This window comes from Sphingomonas sp. GW821-FHT12D09, assembly GCF_058807215.1.
Map to the genome: position 1 here is coordinate 250,604 of NZ_JBXAQL010000001.1, position 16,958 is coordinate 267,561.

Consider the following 16,958-nt stretch of genomic DNA (forward strand, 5'->3'; position numbering starts at 1 on the left):
AGAGCGGCACGGCAGAGAATCCTGGCCCCTGGCTTTCGCCGGGTGACGATCAAGGGAAGGCATAGGTGAGCGGATTGTTCGACCTGACCGGCAAGGTGGCGATCGTCACGGGGTCGTCGCGCGGGATCGGCAAGGCTTCGGCCGCGGCGCTGGCGGCACAAGGCGCCAAGGTGGTGATCTCCAGCCGCAAGCAGGATGCCTGCGACGAAGTGGGTGCGGAGCTCAACGCGCGACATGGCGAGGGTACCGCGCTGGCGGTGGCGGCGAGCATCTCGGACAAGGATGCGCTGCGACATCTGGTCGAGGAGACGCGGCGCGTGTTCGGACGAGTCGACGTGCTGGTCTGCAACGCGGCGTCCAATCCCTATTACGGACCGCTCGAGGGGATCGCGGACGACCAGTTCCGCAAGATCCTCGACAACAATATCCTCTCCAATCACTGGCTGATCCAGATGGTGGCGCCGGAGATGCGGCAGCGGCGCGAGGGATCGATCGTGATCATCTCCTCGATCGGCGGCCTGCGCGGATCGCCGGTGATCGGAGCGTATAATGTATCCAAGGCGGCGGATTTGCAGCTGGCCCGCAACTATGCGGTCGAGTTCGGACCGGACAATGTGCGGGTGAACTGCATCGCGCCGGGCCTGGTGAAGACCGACTTCGCCAAGGCGCTGTGGGAGGATCCCGAGCGGATCGCGGCGACCAACGCGACCACGCCTTTGCGCCGGATCGGCGAGCCGGAGGAGATTGCCGGCGCCGTCGTATATCTGGCGAGCCGGGCCAGCGCGTTCATGACTGGCCAGGCGATGGTAATCGACGGGGGAGTAACGATCTGATGCGGTTCGAAGGCAAGGTCGCGATCGTCACGGGTGCGGGTTCCGGGATCGGGCGGGCGACCGCGCAGGCGTTTGCCGGAGCCGGCGCGATGGTGGTTGCAGCGGACCTCAGCACTTCGGTCGACGAGACCGTGGCGGGGCGCGATAACATGCTCGCCGTTCACATGGACGCAGGTGACGAGGCGGACGTCGAGCGGCTGGTCGCCACCGCGGTCGAACATTTCGGCGGTCTCGACATCTTCCATGCCAATGCCGGCATCTCGGGCGGCGCGACGGGCATTTTCGATACGCCGGTGGAGCTGTGGACCGAGGTGCTGCGCGTGAACCTGATCGGACCGGCGCTCGCGATCAAGCATGCGGGTCCGCGGATCGTCGAGCGCGGTGGCGGTGCCATCATTTGTACCGCGAGCGTCGCCGGGCTGCGCTCGGGCGCTGGCGGGCCGGCTTATTCGGCGAGCAAGGCGGGGGTGATCAACCTGGTCCAGAGCGCCGCGCAGCAGTTCGCCGGATCGGGCGTGCGCGTGAATGCCATCTGCCCGGGGCTGATCGAGACGGGGATGACGCAGCGCGCGTTCGACTATGCCCGCGAGAACGGCAAGGAAGACAAGCTCGGGCGGCTCAATCCGCTGCGCCGTGCGGGTGCGCCGGAGGAGATTGCGCGGGTGGCGCTGTTCCTTGCCTCGGACGAGGCGAGTTACGTCAATGGCCAGGCCTGGGTGGTGGACGGCGGGCTCTCGTCCAGCCATCCGGTGACGCGGCAGGAATTCGGCAAGCCCGCCTTCTGATTGACTCGGGCCCAGCCGCTTCGCACTCTCCCCGCCAACAGAGGGAGAGCGCGCATGAAATGGCTATTGGCGACAGTCTCGCTGATTTCGGCACCGGCGTTCGCGCAGCTGGCGATCCCGGTCGCCGCCGCGCAGGAGATCGTGGTGACCGGCTCGCGGCGCCAGGCGGACGATTATTCGGACACGATGCCGATCATCACCCTGCGCCGGACCGCCGATTTCGCGGTGCAGGAAGTCAAGGTCGCCGGCGACACGCGCGAGGCGAGCAAGCGCCGCGACGAGATCTATGCGATGATCCGCGGCGCGATCGACCTGGCGGCCAAATATGATGTCGAGCTGGCGACGGGTGAATATATCGTCGAGCCGCTGACGCTCGCCAACTACAGGAACCTGCCGCTGTCGAACGATGGGCGGCCCGACACCGACAAGACGGCGTTCCTGGTGAAGACCCGGCTTGCGCCCGGCGTCGACGCAAAGACCGCGCTCGACCGGATCACGCGCTTCCTCAAAGCGGTGCCCAGCGTCGGCCGGGCGGAGATGAGCGAGAAGGACGACCTCACGCTGTCGGTGGTCAATCCCGACCAGTATCGCCCGCAGATCATCGGGCTGATCGCCGCCGATGCCGAGGCGACGGCCGCCAAGTTCGGCGCCGGCTATGGCGTGGAGGTGCGCGGGCTCGACCGGCCCGTCGAATGGGCCCGGGCGAGCCTGACCGAGGTGTTCCTGTACCTGCCCAGCGCCTATGTGGTGCGGCCGAAGAACTAGAGCTCGACCGCGCCCTTGAACACCGGAACGCAGCGTCCGGCGACGCTGGCGCGAATGCCTTCGCTGGCGCGCCAGGCGCGGACGGTGAGATTGCTCGGGCGGCCCATCTCGACGCCCTGGCGAGACTCGAAGCGCGCGGTCTCTTCCTCGCCGAACGACAGCAGCAGTGCCCCGAGGGTGGCGTTTGCGCTACCGGTGGCGGGGTCTTCCCAGGTGCCGGTGAGCGGCGAGAACATGCGGGCGCGGATGCGCGCCTCCTCGCGCGCATAAAGGAAAATCGACAGGCGGGTGGCGATATCGCGCTCCTGGCCGGCGAGGCGCTGATAGGCGGCGATGTCGGGCCGGGCAAAGCCAAGCGCTTCCTCGGTCACTTCGACGAAGACGAAATCGACCCCTGTGCTGGCGCGGGTAGGTGGGTGCGTGGTGGTGACGATGTCCGCTGGGTCGAGGCTGAGGCACGCGGCGATGTCGGGCACCGGCAGCGTGCCGAGCAGTTGAAGCGGCTGCGGCGCGTCGATCTCCGCGCCGCGGATGTGGCCCTGCGCATCACGCTCGATACGAATCTCGACCAGCCCCGCTATCTCCTCGAAGCGCAACGTGTCGCCGGCATCCGGACGCAGGCAGGCCAGGACATAGCCGGTGCCGACATTGGGATGGCCGGCGAACGGCATCTCGGCGGTGCGGTTGAAGATGCGGACGCGCGCGGTGTTTGCCGGATCGGCAGGCGGCAGGACGAAGGTCGTCTCGCTATAGTTCATCTCCGCAGCGAGTGCCTGCATCTCGGCGTCGCTCATCCCTTGCGCATCGGAGAACACGGCAAGCGGGTTGCCACCGAAGCGCGTCTCGGTGAACACGTCGAGAGTGACATAGGCGAAGCGACGCGGGGGAGTTTCCATGCGCCGCTCTTAGCTATTCCTCACGCAGCCTTACCAGCCCTTCCTGGGCGACGCTGGCGACGAGACGGCCGTCCTGGGCGTAGATGCGGCCGCGGTTGAAGCCACGCGAATGGCCGGCCCAGGGGCTGTCGGTGGTGTAGAGCAGCCATTCGTCGAAGCGGAACGGCTCGTGCAGCCAGACGGCGTGGTCGAGGCTGGCGGTCTGAACGCCGCCGTTCATCCAGCTGACGCCGTGCGGGAGCGTGCAGGTGCCGAGCAGGGTCATGTCGGTGGCGTAGGTGAGCATCGCGCGGTGGAGCGCGGGATCGTCGGGCAGGGGCGCGACGACGCGGAACCAGCTGCTCTGGACGGGCTCCGACTTGACCGGCTTGAACCAGTTGCGCGGGTTTACCGGGCGGATCTCGATCGGTCGGGCGCGCAGGAAGAAGCGGCGGAATTTCTCCGGCACTTCGTCGCGGATCGCCTCGCGCAGGTCGCGCTCGGACTGTAGCTCGTCGGGGCCGGGCACGTCGGGCATGTCGAACTGGTGGTGGAGTCCCTCCGCCGGCGCCTGGAAGCTCGCGGTCATGTTGAGGATCGGCTTGCCGCCCTGCATCGCGATGACCCGGCGATTGGCGAAGCTGCGCCCGTCGAAATCGCGGACGACGCGGTAGATGATCGGGTGGTTCTCGTCGCCCGGCCGCATGAAATAGGCGTGGAGCGAGTGCGCCGCCTTGTCGTCCTCGATCGAGCGCTGCGCCGCCTGGAGCGCCTGGGCGATCACCTGCCCGCCGAACACGCGGCCGACCCCGCCCGGCTGGCGGGGGCCGCGATAGAGGTCGGTATCGATGCGCTCGACGTCGAGCAGCGTTGCGAGCTGACCGACAAGGTCGGCGGGGTCGGTGGCGCGTTCTTCAGTCATGCGCGCGCTCCCCTCCGTCATCCCGGCGAAAGCTGGGACCCAGGGTCACAGGCGACACGGCAGAGTAACCCTGGGCCCCGGCTTTCGCCGGAGTGACGGACAGGAGGCTGGCGCCGTTCGTCATCAATACCCAGCCGCCTCGGCCAGCGCATTGGCGTGGAAGTTGGTGTCGCCGAACATCTCGGCGAGGACGCGGGCGCGCTTCATGAAGAAGCCGATGTCGTACTCGTCGGTCATGCCGATGCCGCCATGCATCTGGACACCTTCCTGCACCGCGAGGGTGGTGGCAAGGCCGGTCATCGCCTTGGCGACCGCGACGGCTTCCGCCGCGACGCTTAGGTGTTCTGGGCCGGCATCGAGCAGCTGCTGCGCCTTGAGGACGGCGGCGCGGGCGACTTCCAGCTCGCTGTAGAGGTGCGCGGCGCGGTGCTGGAGCGCCTGGAAGCTGCCGATCGCGACGCCGAACTGCTTGCGTTCGCGCAGATAGGAGACGGTCATGTCCATCGCGCCGCCGCCGACGCCGACCATCTCGGCCGAAGCGCCGGTGCGGCCCGCGGCGAGCAGGCGGGCGAGGGGGCCATCGCCCTGATCGACTTCGCCGATCACCGCATCGGCATCGACTTCGACGCCGTCGAGCTGGAGGCGCGCGGCGATGGAAGAGTCAGCGAGGCGTTCGGGCGTGGCGGTGAGGCCGGACGCGTCGCCGGGGACGGCGAAGAGCGTGGTGCCATTGTCGGTCCTGGCGGCGACGAGCAGCAGGTCGGCGACATGGCCGTGCGTGACGAACCGCTTGGCGCCGGTGAGGCGGAAGCCGTTGCCGGCGCGCTCGGCCCGCATCTCGATCTTGCCGTTGTGTTTCGCGCTCTCGTCGATCGCAAGCGCGGCGACGGTCTCGCCGGTGAGAATGCCGGGATACCAGAGCTGGGCGGCAGCGGTGCCCTTCAGCGCCTCCACCGCGGCGACGGCGGTGGCGAGGAAGGGGGAGGGCGAGAGGTTGCGGCCGATCTCCTCGAGCACCACGCCCGCTTCGACATGGCCGAGGCCGAGGCCGCCGTCGGCCTCGGGGATCAAGATGCCGGTGAAGCCCATCTCGGCGAACTGCTTCCACAGCGGGCGCGAGAAGCCGGTGGCGTCGTTCGCGTCACGCAGTGCGCGCATATGGGCGACCGGGGCTTCCGAGGCGACGAAGTCCTTCGCGGTGTCGCGGAGCATGGTCTGGTCGTCGTTGAGGTAGAGGGGCATCTTGCTTCTCTTTCGTCATCCCCGCGAAAGGCGGGAATCCAGGGTAACCGAGCGAGCCGTTCGTGGCTCTGGATCCCCGCCTTCGCGGGGATGACGGCTACGAAGGCAAATCCAAGATCCGCTTGGCGATGATGTTCAGCTGGATCTCGCTGGTGCCGCCCTCGATCGAGTTCGCCTTGGTGCGCAGCCAGGCGCGGGGCGCGGCGCCGTGGGCGCTGTCCTCGCTTTCCCATTCGAGCGCGTCGCTGCCGCCGGCGGTCATCTGGAGCTCGTGGCGGGTCTTGTTCAGCTCGGTGCCGTAGTACTTCATCATCGAGGGCTGGGCGGGGTGCGCCTGGCCGGCCTTGAGTTCGTCGATGAACTTCTCGGACATCGCAGCGAAGGCCCGGGAGCGGACCTGGAACAGCGCGATCTGGGCGCGCAGGATCGGATCGACGCCCTTGCGCGCGGCCTCGACCAGCGGGTCCTTGCCGCCACCGCCCAGGCCGAAGCCCGAGATCATCTCGCGCTCATGGCCGAGCAGATATTTGGCGACGTCCCAGCCCTTGTTGAGCGTGCCGAGCAGGTTCGCCTTGGGCACCTCGACATTGTCGAAGAAGGTCTCGCAAAAGGGCGAGTTGCCGCTGATCAACAGGATCGGCTTGGTCGAGACGCCGGGCGAGGCCATGTCGAACAGCAGGAAGCTGATGCCGGCCTGCTTGACGGTCTTGTCGGTGCGGACGAGGCAGAAGATCCAGTCGGCCTTGTCGGCGTAGCTGGTCCACACCTTCTGCCCGTTGACCAGGAAATGGTCGCCCTTGTCCTCGGCGCTGGTCTGCAGCCCGGCGAGGTCGGAGCCGGCATTGGGCTCGCTATAGCCCTGGCACCAGCGGATCTCGCCCCGGGCGATCTTGGGCAGATGGTCGAGCTTCTGCTCCTCGGTGCCGTACTTCAGCAGCGCCGGGCCGAGCATCGAGATGCCGAAGCTGTTGAGCGGATTGCGCGCGTTGATGCGCTTCAGCTCCTCGCGGAGGATCTTGGTCTCGGCCGGCGAGAGCCCGCCGCCGCCATAGGCGCTGGGCCAATCGGGCACGGTCCAGCCGCGCGACGCCATGCGATCGAGCCAGAGCTTCTGGTCCGGATGCGCATATTCCGGGTTGCGGCCGCCCCAAGTGGTTTCCTTTTCCGACTTGGGCGCGGTGCGCATTTCCGGCGGGCAATTTGCCTCCAGCCAGGCGCGGGTTTCGGCGCGGAAGGTATCCAGATCCTCTGCCATCTTATTTTTTCCTTCTAACCCTCTCCCCTCCGGGGAGAGGGTTGGGAGAGGGGCAGGAGGGGAGAGTGCGTCGCACTTCCCCTCTCCCCGACCCTCTCCCCGGAGGGGAGAGGGAATAGGTTGCCTACTTGTTGAACTTCTCGCCCTTTTCCGCCTTTTCGCGGAGCAGGGGCGCGACTTCGAAGCCGAACTTCTCCAGGCCCTCAACGATCTTCTTGAGACCCTCGGTATCGGCCCAGAACATCGGGCCGCCGCGGTACGGAGGCCAGCCATAGCCGTACACCCACACCACATCGATGTCCGAGGCGCGCTGGGCCATCTTCTCGGCGAGGATCAGCGCGCCTTCATTGACCATGGTGTAGAGCGTGCGGACGACGATCTCCTCTTCGGTGATCTCGTGCGCAGGGACGTTCAGCTTCTCGCGCCACTCGGCGATCAGCTCGGCGACGCGCGGGCTGTTCGAGGGGGTGCGCTTCTCATCATAATCGTAGAAGCCGGCGCTCTTCTTCTGGCCCCAGCGGCCCTCGGCAGCGAGCGCGTCGCGGATGTTCTCGATCCGGTTCGGGTCGCGGTGCCAGCCGATGTCGACGCCGGCAAGATCGGCCATCTGGAACGGGCCCATCGGCATGCCGAACGCGACATGGACCTTGTCGATCTGCTCGGGCGTGGCGCCTTCGAGCAGCATCTTGTTGGCCTCGACCTGGCGCGGCATCAGCATGCGGTTGCCGATGAAGCCATAGGTGACGCCGGCGATGACGGCAACTTTCTTGATCTTCTTCGAGATCGCCATCGCCGTGGCGAGCACGTCGTCGGCGGTCTTGGCGCCGCGGACGATCTCGAGCAGCTTCATGATGTTGGCCGGCGAGAAGAAGTGCAGGCCCAGCACGTCCTGCGGGCGGCTCGTGACGGCGGCGATCTCGTCGATGTTGAGGTACGACGTGTTGGACGCCAGGATCGCGCCCGGCTTGGCGATCTTGTCGAGCTTGCCGAAGATGTCCTTCTTCACGTCCATGTTCTCATAGACGGCCTCGATGATAAGGTCGCACTCGGCGAGATCGTCGAAATTGAGGGTCGGCTTGAGCAGGCCCATCGCGCCTTCGACCTGTTCGGCGGTCATGCGACCCTTGGCGGCGGTCGCCTCGTAATTCTTGCGGATCACGCCGGTGCCGCGGTCGAGCGCGTCCTGCGCCATCTCGACGATGGTCACCGGCACGCCGGCCGAAAGGAAGTTCATCGAGATGCCGCCGCCCATCGTGCCGGCGCCGATCACGCCGACGCGCTTGATGTCGCGCAGCGCGATGTCGTCGGCGATGCCGTCGATCTTGGCGGCCTTGCGCTCGGCGAAGAAGATGTGGCGCAGCGCCGCGGACTGCGTGCCCATGATCAGCTTCATGAAGCCCATGCGCTCGGCCTGGACGCCTTCGGCATAGGGCTTGCCGGCGGTCTGTTCGATCAGGTCGACGATCGTGTTGGGGGCGTCCATGCCGCGGAAGCGCTTGGCGTTGGCCTTGCGGAAAGCCTCGAACACGGCGGGATCGACGGTGACCGGCCGCTCGCTCGAGCGCGAGACCGGCTTGCCGATCACTTCGTTCGCGAAGGCGACGGCGTCGGCGAGGAGGTTGCCCTCGGTCGCGAGTCGATCGACCAGGCCGGCTGCCTTGGCCTGCTCGGCGGAAATGGGATCACCCTTGGTCGCCATTTTGAGCGCGACTTCGACGCCCGCGACGCGTGGCATGCGCTGGGTGCCGCCGGCGCCGGGCAGGATGCCGAGCTTGACTTCGGGCAGGCCGAACTTCGCCGAAGGCACCGCGATGCGGTAATGTGAGGCGAGGGCGACTTCGCAGCCGCCGCCGAGCGCGGTGCCGTGGACCGCGGCGATCACCGGCTTGTCGAGCGCCTCGATCTGGTCGACCAGCACGGGAAGCGAAGGCTCCTGCATCGGCTTGCCGAACTCGGTGATGTCCGCGCCGGCGAAGAAGGTCTTGCCCGCGCAGGTGATGACGACCGCCTTGATGCTGTCGTCGTTCTTCGCTTCCTCGATGCCGGCCTGCAGGCCCTGGCGGACTGCGGCGCCGAGCGCGTTCACCGGCGGATTGTCCGAAGTGAGGATCAGGACGTCGCCCTGGCGGGTGGTGGTGATTACGGACATTTTCTTCTCCGAGCTTCTTATTTCGTCATTCCGGCGAAAGCCGGGAACCAGAGTTGCAATACGATGCCCCTGTGACCCTGGGTCCCGGCTTTCGCCGGGATGACGGGGAAGGGGCGGGATTCAGTCATCAGTTTCAGTCATTCAGGGCCGAATAGATCAGCGTCTTCAGCTCACGCCGGATCGGGTAGAGCATGGACGGCGAGAATTGCGTCATGAAGACCATCGAGATCTGCTCGACGGGATCGATGAAGAACGAGGTCGAGAACATCCCGCCCCAATAATATTCGCCCACCGAGCCGGGGATCATTGCCTTGGCCGGGTCCATGGTGATCGCGAAGCCCAGGCCGAAGCCGGTGCCGGCGTTGGTGGTCTCGCTGAACAGCGACTTGGACATGGTGTTGAGGTCCGAACCGCCCGGCAGGTGATTGACCGTCATCAGCTCGATCGTCTTGCGGCTGACCAGGCGGGTGCCGCCCAGCTCGCCCTTGTTCAGGAAGAAGTTGTTGAAGCGGTTGTAGTCGAGCGTGGTGGAGACGAGACCGCCGCCGCCGGAGACGAGGCGGGGTTCCTTCGACCAAAGGCTGTCGGCGCCGCGATCGTACATCACGCGGCCCTTGCCCGGCGCCAGCGCCCAGCAATCGGCGAGGCGATCGGTCTTGTCGGCGGGGACCACGAAGCCGGTGTCGTCCATGCCGAGCGGGGCGAAGATGCGCTGCTCGAAGAAATCGCCGAGCTTCATGCCCGAGACGCGCTCGACCACTGCGCCGAGGACGTCGGTGGAGACCGAGTAGTTCCATTCGGTGCCGGGCGAGAATTCCAGCGGGATCTCGCCGAGCGCGGCGATGAAACCGTTTAGATCGAGATTGCCGTGCCAGTCCTCGATCTTGCCGGCCCGATAGGCGGCATCGATGTTGGTGCGGTTCTGGAAGCTGTAGGTGAAGCCCGAGGTGTGGCGCAGCAGATCGATCATCCGCAGCGGCTCTTCGGTGGGCGTGGTCTGATAGGGCACGCCACCGCCGCCGGCCTTGAACACGCCGAGGTTCTTGAGCTCGGGCAGGACGTGGTGGACGGGCGTGTCGAGGCCGACCAACCCCTCTTCGAGCAACATCATGAAGGCGAGGCTGGTGACCGGCTTCGTCATCGAGGCGATGCGGAAGATCGTGCCCTCGTCGATCGGCGCGCCGCCGTCGCGGGCTGCACCCTGGCTCGAGAAATGCACGATCTCGCCGTTTCGCGCGATGAGCAGCTGAGCGTGCGGGAGCTTGCCCGAGTCGAGATAGCGGGCCTTCAGATACGGATCGATCCTGGCCAGGCGGGCCGCGTCGAAACCCTGCGTTTCGGGCTTGGCAAGTTTCATGCGGCTGGCATACCTCTCATTCGAAACCGGTGACTCGCGTCTTCGTGCGGACGTGCTTCCCCTATTGCCTTGAGCGCGCGATGAATCAACACTAACGTTGTTTACGGTACGGCATCCGATGCCAAACCCAACATTCTAGAAACATAACGCACATAAGCCGGAGAGAATCGCCTTGGCCCCCGAACCGATCGTGCCGCTCGACCCCAATTGGCCCGCAATGTCGCTGGCGCAAGTGAAGGGCGCGCTGACCGCGCCAGGCGGGCGCTTCGAGATGGACGAACTGGAGATCCGCGGCGTGCCGACGCGGGTGTGGAAGAACGCGCCGCCGACGCTCGGCGTGCTCCAGCAGCTGGCCCGGCTCTATGGCGACCGCGTCTTCACCATCTATGAGGACGAGCGCGTCACCTATGAGGCCAATTACCGGGCGGTGTGCCATCTCGCCCAGCGGCTCAGCGAGATGGGGGTGGCGAAGGGCGACCGCGTCGCGCTGGCGATGCGCAACCTGCCCGAATGGCCGACTATCTTCTTCGCCGCGGTGAGCCTGGGCGCGATCATCGTGCCGCTCAATGCCTGGTGGACCGGCGGCGAGCTCGAGTACGGCATGAAGGACTCCGGCGCGAAGGTGCTGTTCGTCGATGCCGAGCGGCATGCGCGGCTGAAGGACTGCTACGACCAGCTGCCCGATCTGGAGCGCGTGGTGGTGAGCCGCAGCAGCGAGGAACTGGGCGGCAAGGTCAGCCGGCTCGAAGTGCTGATCGGCACGCGGCACGACTGGGCGAGCCTGCCCGACATTCCCTTCCCGCAAGTGGCGGTGGGTCCCGAGGACGATGCGACGATCTTCTATACCAGCGGCACCACCGGCAATCCCAAGGGGGCGATCGGCACGCACCGCAACATCTGCACCAACATATTGTCGAGCGGCTACAGCGCGGCGCGGGCAATGCTGCGCCGGGGCGAGATGCCGCCGGCGGTGATCCCGCACAAGGTGGGGCTGCTCGTCATCCCGCTGTTCCACGTCACGGCGTGCAGCGCGGCGCTGATGGGGGGCATCGCGACTGGGCAGACGGTAGTGTTCATGCGCCGCTGGGACGCCGAAAAGGCGATGGCGGTGATCCAGGACGAGAAGGTGACCTTCACCGGCGGCGTGCCGACGATCGCCTGGCAGCTGCTCGAGCATCCGGCGCGCGACCAATATGACCTCTCCAGCCTGGAGGCGATCTCCTATGGCGGCGCGCCTTCCGCACCCGAGCTGGTCAAGCGCATCTATGAGGAATTCGGCGCGCTGCCCGGCAATGGCTGGGGGATGACCGAGACGATGGCGACGGTGACCCAGCATAGCGGCGAGGATTACCTCACGCGCCCGACCAGCGCGGGCCAGCCGGTGGCGGTGGCGGATCTCAAGATCATGACGGTCGAGGGCGACCGCGAACTTCCCGTTGGCGAAGTCGGCGAGCTGTGGGCCAGCGGGCCGATGATCGTTAAGGGCTATTGGAACAAGCCGGAGGCGACGGCGGAGACCTTTGTCGATGGCTGGGTGCGCACCGGCGACCTCGCGAAGCTCGATGAAGAGGGATTCCTCTACATCGTCGATCGGGCCAAGGACATCATCATCCGCGGTGGCGAGAACATCTATTCGAGCGAAGTCGAGGACGTGCTCTACGCCTTCCCCGGCGTGACCGACGCCGCGCTGATCGGCGTGCCGCACCGGACGCTGGGGGAGGAACCGGTGGCGGTGGTCCATATGGCGCGCGGCACCAGCGCGACCGAGGCGGAGTTGCAGGACTTCGTCCGCGCGCGGCTCGCCGGGTTCAAGGTGCCGGTGCAGGTCCGCTTCGTGGGCGACACGCTGCCGAGGAATGCCAATGGCAAGATCCTGAAGAAGGACCTGCGCGCGCTGTTCGTCGGAGAGGCGGCCGCCTGAGTCACAATTGCGCTGGCCGACGGGGTGCGGTGCGCTAGGATCGGCATCTGAGGGAGACTTCGGATGTATTCCAATCGCCGCGCATTCCTTGGGGCCGCTGTCGCCGCTTTGTCCGTGCCGCAAATGGCCCGGGCGGCACGGTGGCAGTCCGCGCCGTCCTTCCCGCCGGTCGATGCCCGCAGCGTATGGCTGGTCGGCGATTCCGCGCCGCCCGATCCCGCCGCGATGTCTGCCCGACTGGCGGAGCTGGCCGGCAAGGGGACGGTTCGCGACGGCTATCTGAACGGCGGTGCGGTCGAAGCGCTGGAGGAGGCGTTTGCGGCTTATCTCGGCAAGGAAGCCTGCGCCTTCTTCCCGACGGGCACGCTCGCCAACAATGTCGCGTTGCGCGTGCTGTGCGCCGATGCGCCGCATGCGCTCTGCCAATATGACAGCCATCTCTACCGCGACGAGAGCAACATGGCGCAGCGTATGGCGGGCATCAACCTGGTGCCGCTGGCGGCGGGTCGGGTCACGCCGGCGCAGGAGGAGCTGATCGCGGCGTTCGATGCGGCGGAGAAGGGCCCCTATGCGCTGAAGGTCGGCGCGATCTCGCTGGAGAGCCCGGTGCGGCGGCTCGAGGGCGGGTTGATCCCGCAGGCGCGCATCGGCGAGATCGCCGCATTGGCTGCCGCGCATGGCACACGGATGCATCTCGATGCCGCGCGGCTGTTGCTCGCGCCGCCCTCGCTCGACCGCAAGGCCTATGTCGCGCCGTTCGAGACGGTCTATGTTTCGCTCTACAAATATCTCGGCGCGCCGTTCGGCGCGGTGCTGGCCGGGCCGGCGGCGACGATCGCCAAGGCGCGCGAGTGGCGGCACCTTTATGGCGGGCTGATCTATCAGTGCTGGGCGCCTGCATTGTTCGCACTCGACGGGTTGCAGCGCTTCCCCGAGAGCATCGCCAAGGCGCATGGCGCCGCGGAGACGCTGTTCGCCACGCTGGAACGCAGCGGCAGGGTGAAGCGCCGGGCCAATCCGGACGCTTCGAACATCTACCGGCTGGAGATGCCGCAGGCGCTGGCCGAGGCCGCGTTCGAGCGCGGGCGGATCGCGGGGGTGCGGATCGGGCGGTGGGAGAAGGGAGCCGTCCCGTTTTTCGTCAACGAGACGCTCCTGCGCCGGCCCGTGGAGGAATATGTGAAGCTGTTCCTGGGTTAGCCTGGGGTGACGACGGAGAGGACGGCTTGCCGCCAGCCGGCGAGCCGCGCCTTGCGCTGATCTTCCTCCAGCTTCGGCTCGAAGGTGCGCCCCGCGCCGCGCATCGCCGCGGCGTCTTCCAGCCCCTTGAACATGCCGCAGCCGATGCCCGCCAGCATCGCGGCGCCCAGCGCGGTCGTCTCGGCGAAGTCCGGGCGGTCGACCGGGATCGCCAGGATGTCGGCCAGGTCCTGGGCGATCCAGTCGTTGGTGACCATGCCGCCGTCCACCCGCAGGCGCGACCAGTCCGCGCCGTCGGCGGCGAAGGCGGTCTTCAGGTCGTGGCTCTGGTGCGCCATCGCCTCCAGCGCGGCGCGGACGATATGGGCGCGGGTGGCGGAAAAGCTGATACCCGAAATCGCGGCGCGCGCGTCGGGCTCCCACCAGGGCGCGCCCAGGCCGGACAAGGCGGGGACGAGGTAGACGCCGCCATTGTCCTTCACCGAGCGGGCCAGGGCTTCGGTCTCCTGCGCATTTCCGATCAGCTGGACCGCGTCGCGCAGCCACTGGACCAGGCTGCCGGCGACGAACACCGAGCCTTCGATGGCATAGGTGCGCCGGCCGTTCAGCTGCCAGAGCACCGTAGCGAGCAGGCGGTTCCTGGAGGAGGGCGGGGCGGTGCCGGCGTTGGTGAGGACGAAGGCGCCGGTGCCGAAGGTCGCCTTGGTGTCGCCGCGTGTCAGGCAGGCCTGGCCGATCGTCGCGGCCTGCTGATCGCCAGCCAATCCGCAGATCGGGATATCGCCGCCGAAAAGCTTGGTGGTGCCGAATTGGCCGGCGCAGTCGACGATCTCGGGGAGCGCATCGCGGGGCGCGGAGAACGTTTCGAGCAGCCCGTCGCTCCAGCCGCCCGAGCCCAGGCCCATCAGGAGCGTGCGCGAGGCGTTGGTCGCGTCGGTGATATGGAGGCCGCCGGTGAGCTTCCACACCAGCCAGCTCTCGATCGTGCCGATCGCCAGCCGGTCGCCGACGCCCTTGAGCTGCGGCCAATGCTGCATGGCCCACGCGATCTTGGTGCCCGAGAAATAGGGGTCGAGCAGCAGGCCGGTACGCGCCTGGACGCCCGGCTCCTCGCCCGCATCGCGCCAGGCGCGGCACATGGCAGCGCTGCGGCGGTCCTGCCAGACGATGGCGGGAGCGAGCGGTTCGCCGGTGGTCTTGTCCCAGAAGACGATCGTCTCGCGCTGGTTGGTGATGCCGATCGCGGCGATATGCTCAGGCCCGCCGGCCTCGCGCACCATCGCCATCGCGCACTCCAGCGTGCGCTTCCAGATTTCGTTGGCGTCATGCTCGACCAGGCCGGGACCCGGATAATGCTGGGTGAGTTCGGCGCTGTGGCTGCCCAAGCACTTGCCCGTAGGTGCGAACAGCATCGCGCGGGTGGATGTCGTGCCCTCGTCGAGGACCAGGATGTTTTCGCCCATGGCGGGAGGCTAGCGGGTCTCCGATAATGCGCAACGCCCGCGTGGCTGCGGTGGCGCGCGAATGACGCTATGCATGGCGCATGACCGCAACGCCCGCGAACACGCTCAAGCGCTTCACCACCCTGGCCGCAGCGATCGACATGCTCGTCCATGAGCGGCTCGCGCTGCTGAGCCCTTCGACATGGAAGGATACCAACGACGTCGCCTTCCTTGAGGAATATGCGCGACAGCGGCACCTTCGGCATGGGCGCGCGGCACGGCTGTTCGCGGCCTGTTTCACGCAATCGCCGGAGACCTATCATCACTGGCAGGTTTTCGCGGCGAACAACGAAGGGGTCTGCATCGAAATCGACAAGCGGGCGCTGCTGACGGGGCTGCTCGGCGACGACCGATATTATTGGCGCGACATGGCCTATGTTTCGCTCGACAAGCTGCGCAAGATGCGGTCGCTGGCGCTGGAGGACCTGCCGTTCCTCAAGCGATACGGGTTTCGTGACGAGCGCGAGTTCCGCCTGATCTACGAAGGCGACGATCCCGACACCATTGTACATCACGTGCCGATCGAGCGGGCCTGGGTTACGCGGATCATGCTCAACCCTTGGCTTCCCAACGAGTTGGCCGCGGGAGTGAAGCTCGCATTGCGCGCCTTGCCCGGCTGCGCAGACCTGAAGGTTGGACGGACGACCCTGATCGACAATGCGCGATGGAAGGCGGCGCTCGGGGATGTCGATGACTACGAACCGATGCTCGGCCCGCCGCCTAAATCCATATGACGTTGCCCCGGCGATTCGCGCGGCCTAGGGTGGCATCAGCGAGGGAAGGGCAGACGTGATCGACAAGAGCGGTACTATCGGCGGCGAACTCGAGGGGGAGAAACTGCCCGTCGCTGTCGCCGGGGCGCCGTCGCCCGGACCCACGGCGCAGGAGAACATCGGCGATATCCAGAAGCGCGACCGGCTGATGGCGGCGATGACGCTGATCGCCGGCATCGGGCTGCTGCTCGCACTGCCCTTCGCGCTGCAAGCCGGGGCGGTGTTCTTCCTGCCGCTGACCACCGCGCTGGTGATCGCGATCGCGCTGGTGCCGCTGCTCGAATGGCTTGAGCGTCGCCGCATGCCCGCGCCGATCGCCGCGTTCATCTGCGTGCTGCTGTTCCTTGTCGCGGCGAATGTCGCGCTGGCATCGATCGTCGTGCCGGCCTGGCAGTGGATCCGCGATCTTCCGGCCAAGATTCCGCAGATCCAGGAGAATCTGAAGCCGTTGATCGAGTTCTACGCGAATCTCGACAGCTTCGTGAACAAGACGGTGATGAACTTCGCCTCGGCGCCGATGAAGCAGCCCGAAGTGATGGCTGCGACGCCGCCGCGCTCGCTGATCGACCTTTTCGCCACCTCGGCGCCGTCGGCGCTGGTCGAGATGTTCTTCGCCATTCTCGTCATCTATTTCTTCCTCTCGGGCTGGACGCGGCTGCGACGCAACGCGATCACCAGCCGGGCGAGCTTCGGCGGCGCGATGGCGACCGCGCGGGTGATCCAGGACGTGGTGGACGATACCTCGGCCTATCTGGGCACGATCACGCTGATCAACCTGACCCTGGGGCTGATCGTCGCGGGCGTGCTCTGGGCTATCGGCATGCCGACGCCGCTGATGTGGGGCGGCATCGTCACCTTGCTCAACTACATTCCCTATTTCGGGCCGGTGTTCGCCGCGCTGCTGCTCGCCATGGGCGGGCTGATGACCTTCTCCGACCTGGGCTGGGCGTTCGTGCCGCCGATCGTGCTGATCGCCTGCCACCTGGTCGAAGCGAATGTCGTGACGCCGCTGATCGTCGGGCACCGGCTGACGATCAGCCCGATCATGATCCTGATCTCGCTGAGCTTCTGGGGCTGGGTGTGGGGCACCACCGGCGCGCTGCTCGCGGTGCCGCTGCTGATCATCATCCAGACCGTTGTGAACGCCGCCGGCAAGCCCGACATCGCGGGTTTTCTGTTCGAACACGGCACCTTGGTGAGCGATCCTGTGGATAATCGGCCGCTGCGGCGAAAAAGTCGCGACCAATCCGGTTGACACCCCCGAAACCCGCGTCTAGTGCCCGCCTCCTCGCTTCGAGAGAGCGGGTGTAGCTCAGTTGGTTAGAGCGCCGGCCTGTCACGCCGGAGGTCGCGGGTTCGAGCCCCGTCACTCGCGCCAA

General features: G+C 66.8%; 14 protein-coding genes and 1 tRNA gene. 8 read left to right on the forward strand and 7 right to left on the reverse strand.

Annotation, left to right across the window (positions count from 1 at the left end):
- The first annotated feature begins 65 nt into the window (after nt 1–65).
- From AC1RPL_RS01175 to AC1RPL_RS01185, 3 genes are read left to right on the forward strand one after another with little or no spacing between them, the layout of a single operon-like run.
- Nucleotides 66–833 (forward strand): SDR family oxidoreductase, encoded by a 768-nt coding sequence (locus AC1RPL_RS01175; protein WP_493067429.1) that lies wholly within the window; start codon nt 66–68, stop codon nt 831–833.
- Nucleotides 833–1,618, forward strand: a complete 786-nt coding sequence (locus AC1RPL_RS01180; RefSeq protein ID WP_493067430.1) for an SDR family NAD(P)-dependent oxidoreductase — start codon at nt 833–835, stop codon at nt 1,616–1,618. Before AC1RPL_RS01175 ends, AC1RPL_RS01180 begins: the two co-directional genes overlap by 1 nt.
- Nucleotides 1,619–1,672: 54 nt before the next feature.
- A complete protein-coding gene (locus AC1RPL_RS01185; protein ID WP_493067431.1) occupies nt 1,673–2,383 on the forward strand; it encodes a TonB-dependent receptor in 711 nt (236 codons plus the stop codon).
- On the opposite strand, the gene AC1RPL_RS01190 is transcribed toward AC1RPL_RS01185, so the two are convergent.
- From AC1RPL_RS01190 to AC1RPL_RS01215, 6 genes are all read right to left on the reverse strand, one after another.
- A complete protein-coding gene (locus AC1RPL_RS01190) occupies nt 2,380–3,279 on the reverse strand; it encodes a PhzF family phenazine biosynthesis protein (RefSeq protein ID WP_493067432.1) in 900 nt (299 codons plus the stop codon). The two genes, AC1RPL_RS01185 and AC1RPL_RS01190, sit on opposite strands and share 4 nt — an antisense overlap.
- 13 nt (nt 3,280–3,292) lie before the next feature.
- The gene (locus AC1RPL_RS01195) at nt 3,293–4,180 is read right to left on the reverse strand and encodes an acyl-CoA thioesterase (protein WP_493067433.1); all 888 of its coding nucleotides are present in this window, start codon (nt 4,178–4,180) and stop codon (nt 3,293–3,295) included.
- 123 nt (nt 4,181–4,303) lie between these two features.
- Complete coding sequence (locus AC1RPL_RS01200; protein WP_493067434.1) at nt 4,304–5,422, reverse strand: acyl-CoA dehydrogenase family protein; 1,119 nt, start codon at nt 5,420–5,422, stop codon at nt 4,304–4,306.
- A gap of 97 nt (nt 5,423–5,519) precedes the next feature.
- Complete coding sequence (locus AC1RPL_RS01205; RefSeq protein WP_493067435.1) at nt 5,520–6,677, reverse strand: acyl-CoA dehydrogenase family protein; 1,158 nt, start codon at nt 6,675–6,677, stop codon at nt 5,520–5,522.
- Nucleotides 6,678–6,801: 124 nt separating this feature from the next.
- A complete protein-coding gene (locus AC1RPL_RS01210) occupies nt 6,802–8,826 on the reverse strand; it encodes a 3-hydroxyacyl-CoA dehydrogenase NAD-binding domain-containing protein (RefSeq protein ID WP_493067436.1) in 2,025 nt (674 codons plus the stop codon).
- Nucleotides 8,827–8,959: 133 nt separating this feature from the next.
- Complete coding sequence (locus tag AC1RPL_RS01215; RefSeq protein WP_493067437.1) at nt 8,960–10,183, reverse strand: serine hydrolase domain-containing protein; 1,224 nt, start codon at nt 10,181–10,183, stop codon at nt 8,960–8,962.
- A 217-nt stretch (nt 10,184–10,400) separates the two neighbouring features.
- Here AC1RPL_RS01215 and AC1RPL_RS01220 point away from each other — a divergent pair, with 217 nt between their 5' ends.
- Both AC1RPL_RS01220 and AC1RPL_RS01225 read left to right on the forward strand, forming a co-directional pair.
- Nucleotides 10,401–12,104 (forward strand): class I adenylate-forming enzyme family protein, encoded by a 1,704-nt coding sequence (locus tag AC1RPL_RS01220; protein WP_493069060.1) that lies wholly within the window; start codon nt 10,401–10,403, stop codon nt 12,102–12,104.
- Nucleotides 12,105–12,167: 63 nt separating this feature from the next.
- A complete protein-coding gene (locus tag AC1RPL_RS01225) occupies nt 12,168–13,304 on the forward strand; it encodes a threonine aldolase family protein (protein ID WP_493067438.1) in 1,137 nt (378 codons plus the stop codon).
- On the opposite strand, the gene AC1RPL_RS01230 is transcribed toward AC1RPL_RS01225, so the two are convergent.
- Nucleotides 13,301–14,767 (reverse strand): glycerol kinase, encoded by a 1,467-nt coding sequence (locus AC1RPL_RS01230; RefSeq protein WP_493067439.1) that lies wholly within the window; start codon nt 14,765–14,767, stop codon nt 13,301–13,303. The genes AC1RPL_RS01225 and AC1RPL_RS01230 overlap by 4 nt on opposite strands.
- 80 nt (nt 14,768–14,847) lie before the next feature.
- Between AC1RPL_RS01230 and AC1RPL_RS01235 the strand changes: the two genes are divergently transcribed.
- The 3 genes from AC1RPL_RS01235 to AC1RPL_RS01245 all read left to right on the forward strand — a co-directional run bounded on the left by AC1RPL_RS01235 (nt 14,848) and on the right by AC1RPL_RS01245 (nt 16,957).
- Entirely contained in the window at nt 14,848–15,540 is a 693-nt protein-coding gene (locus AC1RPL_RS01235) for a hypothetical protein (protein ID WP_493067440.1), read from the forward strand.
- Nucleotides 15,541–15,727: 187 nt separating this feature from the next.
- Nucleotides 15,728–16,834 (forward strand): AI-2E family transporter, encoded by a 1,107-nt coding sequence (locus tag AC1RPL_RS01240; protein WP_493069061.1) that lies wholly within the window; start codon nt 15,728–15,730, stop codon nt 16,832–16,834.
- A 46-nt stretch (nt 16,835–16,880) separates the two neighbouring features.
- Nucleotides 16,881–16,957: transfer RNA gene (locus AC1RPL_RS01245), tRNA-Asp, on the forward strand.
- Nucleotide 16,958 lies beyond the last annotated feature (1 nt).